The sequence below is a fragment of the Plectonema radiosum NIES-515 genome, from assembly GCF_025753815.1.
GTDB classification, from domain to species: Bacteria; Cyanobacteriota; Cyanobacteriia; order Cyanobacteriales; family Nostocaceae; genus Hassallia; species Hassallia radiosum_A.
The window spans coordinates 1-5,037 of the sequence record NZ_JAOWRF010000225.1 but is presented as its reverse complement, the minus strand read 5'-3'; the positions used below and the strand labels follow the sequence as shown (position 1 = coordinate 5,037).

The 5,037-nt window shown below is 40.5% G+C and carries 4 protein-coding genes; 2 read left to right on the top strand and 2 right to left on the bottom strand.

Annotation, left to right across the window (positions count from 1 at the left end):
- Positions 1-146: 146 nt before the first annotated feature.
- Positions 147-1,043 carry a 2-carboxy-1,4-naphthoquinone phytyltransferase gene (menA, locus tag OGM63_RS15320; RefSeq protein WP_263746451.1) on the bottom strand — a complete coding sequence of 299 codons (897 nt, stop codon included), beginning with the start codon at positions 1,041-1,043 and terminating at the stop codon, positions 147-149.
- Between the two features lie 247 nt (positions 1,044-1,290).
- On the opposite strand from menA, the gene OGM63_RS15315 reads away from it, so the two are divergent.
- Positions 1,291-2,706 carry an isochorismate synthase gene (locus OGM63_RS15315; protein ID WP_263746450.1) on the top strand — a complete coding sequence of 472 codons (1,416 nt, stop codon included), beginning with the start codon at positions 1,291-1,293 and terminating at the stop codon, positions 2,704-2,706.
- A 134-nt stretch (positions 2,707-2,840) separates the two neighbouring features.
- Here OGM63_RS15315 and OGM63_RS15310 read toward each other — a convergent pair whose 3' ends face one another.
- Positions 2,841-4,151 (bottom strand): glutamate-5-semialdehyde dehydrogenase, encoded by a 1,311-nt coding sequence (locus tag OGM63_RS15310; protein WP_263746452.1) that lies wholly within the window; start codon positions 4,149-4,151, stop codon positions 2,841-2,843.
- Positions 4,152-4,472: 321 nt separating this feature from the next.
- Here OGM63_RS15310 and OGM63_RS15305 point away from each other — a divergent pair, with 321 nt between their 5' ends.
- Positions 4,473-4,937: a peptidoglycan-binding domain-containing protein gene (locus OGM63_RS15305; RefSeq protein WP_263746449.1), complete on the top strand. Its 465-nt coding sequence runs from the start codon at positions 4,473-4,475 to the stop codon at positions 4,935-4,937.
- The last annotated feature ends 100 nt before the right edge of the window (positions 4,938-5,037 follow it).

Sequence of the window (5,037 nt, the reverse complement as noted above, 5' to 3'; positions counted from 1 at the left end):
AAGGACGAAATTCAAATCGGTAGCGCATCAATTGCAAGTTCTTGGTATTTGGTAATTGGTATTTGGTAATTGTCCCCCTTGTCCCCCTTGTCCCCCTTGTCCCCCTTGTCCCCCTTGTCCCCCTTGTCCCACTACCCACGCTCCCACTAAAGCACAAAACCCAAACCGAATAGCAAGCAACTCCAAAAATGGACGGCAACAGCGATGAATTTACAGTTGCTGACTTTTTCTGGCTGGTTATGATTTTGCAAAACGTGGTTGCATAGTTTGAAGGCAAAGGGTAAACTCAGCCAACTCAGCAATGTCCACACTGGGAACATCCCCAACAGTACAAACAGCAAGCTGAGGGGATAAATACTTGCCGTGAACCAGGTTAAAACCTTCGCACCTCTAGCGGTACCGAGACGGACAATAGGCGATCGCTTGCCGGCGGCTATGTCATCCTTAACTTGGTGAAAGTGCGAACAAAATAAAATTAAACTCGTGGCAATCCCCACCAACACCGAAGCTGCTAAACTTGTCATATTCCAGCTTTGGGTTTGACTGTAGTATGCTGCTGTCACTGCTAATGGACCAAAGGCGAAAAAGCAAAGAATTTCCCCTAAGCCCTGGTATCCTAAACGAAAGGGAGGCCCTTGGTACATATACCCCAAGGCACAGCACAATAAAATTATCCCAATCACAGTTAGGTCTTGCTGCCACCACGCTATTGCTAGTATCCCCAGCAAACCTAATCCCAAACAAGAATTTCCTAACCAAAATATTAATGCTTTATTTGCCGTTAAATTTACCAAAGAATGATGTTTGTTTTTATCGATTCCCGTCTCGGAATCAAAGACATCATTACTGATATTTTCCCACGCCAAAATTAAAATTGCCGATGCTAAAAAAGTAGAAAAAACTGCTCCATGAAAAATCCTGGTTTCCCCAAAAGCTACAGCAGTTCCTACCCAAATAGGCATAATAGCAACGCTGTACATCGGCGGTTTTATTGCCGCCATCCATAACTTTTTTTGGGGATATGAAATCAGCTTTGTAGTCATCTTGTGTAAGCAATTATGGTGTCAATTTTATACCAGAACAAAAGTCAGATGTGCAGCGATCGCTATTTTTTCTGTGACTGATTTGCCTTAAACTAGTCATGACCTGAAAGGATATTGCAACATCGTCATTTGCACTTAGCCATTACGCTGGTTAAACAGCGACTGAATATGTTACCTGTAAAAATACGACCACGAATTATTGCACTTTAGGAAGATAACTTCAAAAAAGTTTACTAAATTTAGATCCATGACAGTTTCACCATGTCGCACCAACTTCAAAGTATATAATAAAGAGCTATACGAATTTCTGTTAGCGGTTCAGGAGAATTGCCGTCAAAATCATTGTCGGCAGATTGTCAGTATTTCCCTGGAGATTGACTATGTAGATCCTTTGATAGTACTTGAACAATTTAATCAAGCAAATGAAATAAATTTTTACTTTGAGAACAGAGGCAAAAAAGAAGCGATCGCTGCCATTGATGCTGTGGCAAAATTAGAAATTGCTGGCAAAAAACGTTTCATTCTAGCTGAAAACTTTATCAGAGATTGTCTCAAAAATATAATTAATTTCGGTAATACAAATTTACCTTTTTCTCGCCCTCACTTTTTTTGCTGCTTCAGTTTTTTTGATAAAAATGCCCAACTTGATTATCCATTTCCTGCGGCTACCATTTTTCTGCCCCGTTGGCAAGTAGCTGTGAAAAATGAACGCTGTATATTAGTTGCGAATACAATCATCAATTCCAGCGTAAATATTCCCAAATTATTACATAATCTCTGTGAACAAGTAGAAAAAATTCAATCTTTAGAACTAAGTGCAATAAATATTGATTATTCTGGACGCAAATATAGTAAAAAAACTCTGCTTAACCCTGAGAAATTTAAACTTTCAGTTTTGTCGGCACTATCACAAATCCGCTCTAATCACTTGAGCAAAGTTGTTTTAGCAGATGTGCTAGATGTCAAGTCAAGTCATGAATTTAACTTAGTTCAATCTTTAAACAATCTTCGAGAATTACATCCAAATTGTTATGTATTTTCTACAAGTAATGGTAGAGGACAAAACTTTATTGGGGCAAGTCCAGAAAGGTTAATTAGTATCCACAAACAACAGTTAATTACTGATGCTTTGGCAGGTTCTGCACCAAGAGGAAAAACACCAACTGAAGATGCAGCAAATGGCGATCGCTTGCTAAATAACCAAAAAGAAAGGCACGAACATTCACTAGTAATTGATTTTATCACGCAGCGCCTATCTGAACTAGGTTTGTTACCCCAAATGTTATCACCGCGTCTGCGACAATTATCTAACATTCAGCATTTATGGACACCAATTAGTGCTATAGTTCCGAAGAGCGTACACCCGTTAAAAATAATCGCCCAATTGCATCCTACACCAGCCGTTGCCGGTGCAGCTAGAGATATTGCCTGTGCAGAAATTCGTCGTCACGAAAGCTTTGAGAGGGGTTTGTATGCAGCACCACTGGGTTGGGTTGATTCTGAGGGTAACTGTGAGTTTATTGTCGGAATTCGTTCGGCGCTGATTGATGGCGATCGCGCTAGACTTTACGCAGGTGCAGGTATCGTCGCAGGTTCCGATCCCGACAAAGAACTAGCCGAAATTCAACTGAAACTTCAAGCTTTATTAAAAGCATTAGTTTAAACAATATAAAAACGCCACAATCGTCGTAGAGACGTTCCGTCGTCACGTCTTTACAAGGACATGATATTACAGCATAAAAACGCCACAATCGTCGTAGAGACGTTCCGTCGTCACGTCTCTACAAGGACATGGTATTACAGCAAATCCCTATGAGTAAAAGATTTAGCATTCTTCCCAGTGTAAGTAGTCACAACATGACCATCGCCAATCATTTGATATTTGTATGTTACCAAACCTTCTAAACCCACCGGACCGCGAGGTGGCATTTGTTGAGTACTAATTCCCACTTCTGCACCGAAACCGTAGCGGAAACCATCAGCAAAGCGAGTAGAACAGTTGTGGTAAACTCCAGCTGCATTTACTAGCGCTAAGAAAGTTTCCGCTGCTTCTACATCTTCGGTTATAATTGCTTCCGTATGACGAGAACCATAATCATTAATATGTGCGATCGCATCTCCTAAAGAATCCACAATCTTAATTGACAAAATCAAATCACTGTATTCTGTTTCCCAGTCTTCTTCTGTTGCAGGTTCAATATTAGGCAAAATTTCGCGGCTGCTTTCATCTCCTCTTAATTCAACATTAACTTTTTGCAAAGCGTCAGCAACTTTTGGTAAAAATGTTGTCGCAATATCCGAGTGAACTAACAAAGTTTCAATGGCATTGCAAGCAGCCGGATATTGAGTTTTAGAATCAATTGTAATCGTCACAGCTTTGGCAATATCAGCGGCTTTATCTACATAAAGATGACAAATTCCATCCGCGTGACCTAACACAGGTATGCGGGTATTTTCCTGCACAAATCGCACAAAAGAATTAGAACCTCTAGGAATAATTAAATCTACATATTTATCTAACTTCAAAAGTTCTAAAGTTTCTTCTCTCGTTGTCAGCAATTGCACCGCATCGGGGTTAACAGCAGTTTGAGATAAACCTTGTTTAATTGCTTTAACTATGGCTTCGCAAGAACGAATCGCTTCTTTTCCACCTTTGAGAATAACACCATTGCCTGATTTAATAGCTAGAGTTGCAATTTGAATTGCCGCTTCTGGACGCGCTTCAAAAATAACACCCAAAACGCCTAAAGGACAAGTAATTCGCTTGAGAATTAAGTTAGTATCAATTTCGCGATGAATCTGCACTGCACCGACTGGATCGGCTAGTTTACCGACATCTCGTACCCCAGCGATCGCATCTCTTAACTTATGTTCATCCAACTGTAAGCGCTTATAAAGCGGTTTGGCAATTCCTTCAGTAGCTGCCGCTTCACAATCTGTAATATTCGCTTGTAAAATTTCATCTTTCGCCGATTCTAAAGCAATAGCGATCGCTTCAATCGCCCTTATTTTCACTTCACTAGAGAGAACCGCTAACGAACTTGCAGCGAGTCGGGTTTTTTGAGCGATCGTAATTAAATCAGAGTCAGCAGCTTGGTAAATAATCATAACACATGCATACAGCAGTTTCACTTTTAATAGACTACACCAATCCCGTAGAGACGTTCCGGCGGAACGTCTCTACAATAATCTAAAAATAAATCTGGCATAACTATGATTTTTCCTTCCTGTCACAGCGTTTCGCAATTCTTGATTTCCAAATTCGTCTTTTAACTGCATAATTTGACTTCACTTACACCTATTAAGGATAGAGAGTAAGGTTTTGGTATTAGCCGTTGCTCGCTTATACCTGGTACAGTCTTTTAACTTTATCTAACTCGTTTTTTAAACGATTTTCCCGAAACATTTACTTTTTTTGGAGTAATTAGAATGCAATCTAGCAATGATGTCTCTGCTAAACTCAACAAACCTGTATTGAAAGAAGGTTCCACAGGTGATGCAGTCAAAGAACTGCAACAGCTTCTCAAAAAACACAATACTTACACAGGTGCGATTGATGGTGAATTTGGTCCTGCTACCAAAAAAGGTGTCATCGCCTTTCAACATCGCGTATTTCTCAAAGAAGATGGTATTGTTACCGATAGTACTTGGCGAGCATTGTTTAAAGGTGCGCCAGTGGATATGCCAATTTTGAAAAAAGGCAGCAAAGGCGACTTAGTGAAAACCGTTCAGAATATTCTCAAGTCTAGCAAAGATTATAACGGTGCGATCGACGGTGAATTTGGTTCTAAGCTAGAACACGCGGTGAAAGACCTGCAAGAACGCACTAAGTTGCCTCATGATGGCATTGTGGAAGACCGCACTTGGTTCGAGTTAAGCAAAATTGCCCACTAAACCGTCACAAGAGACGTTTCACCGAAACGTCTCTACATATATGTGATTTGTCAGACATAATATAAAACACCCCCAAACCCCCCCCCCCTCCCCACCCCCC

Bases quoted from the DNA above. Each gene is read 5' to 3' on its own strand.
- menA (WP_263746451.1), bottom strand. From the start codon at position 1,043: ATGACTACAAAGCTGATTTCATATCCCCAAAAAAAGTTATGGATGGCG.
- OGM63_RS15315 (WP_263746450.1), top strand. From the start codon at position 1,291: ATGACAGTTTCACCATGTCGCACCAACTTCAAAGTATATAATAAAGAG.
- OGM63_RS15310 (WP_263746452.1), bottom strand. From the start codon at position 4,151: ATGATTATTTACCAAGCTGCTGACTCTGATTTAATTACGATCGCTCAA.
- OGM63_RS15305 (WP_263746449.1), top strand. From the start codon at position 4,473: ATGCAATCTAGCAATGATGTCTCTGCTAAACTCAACAAACCTGTATTG.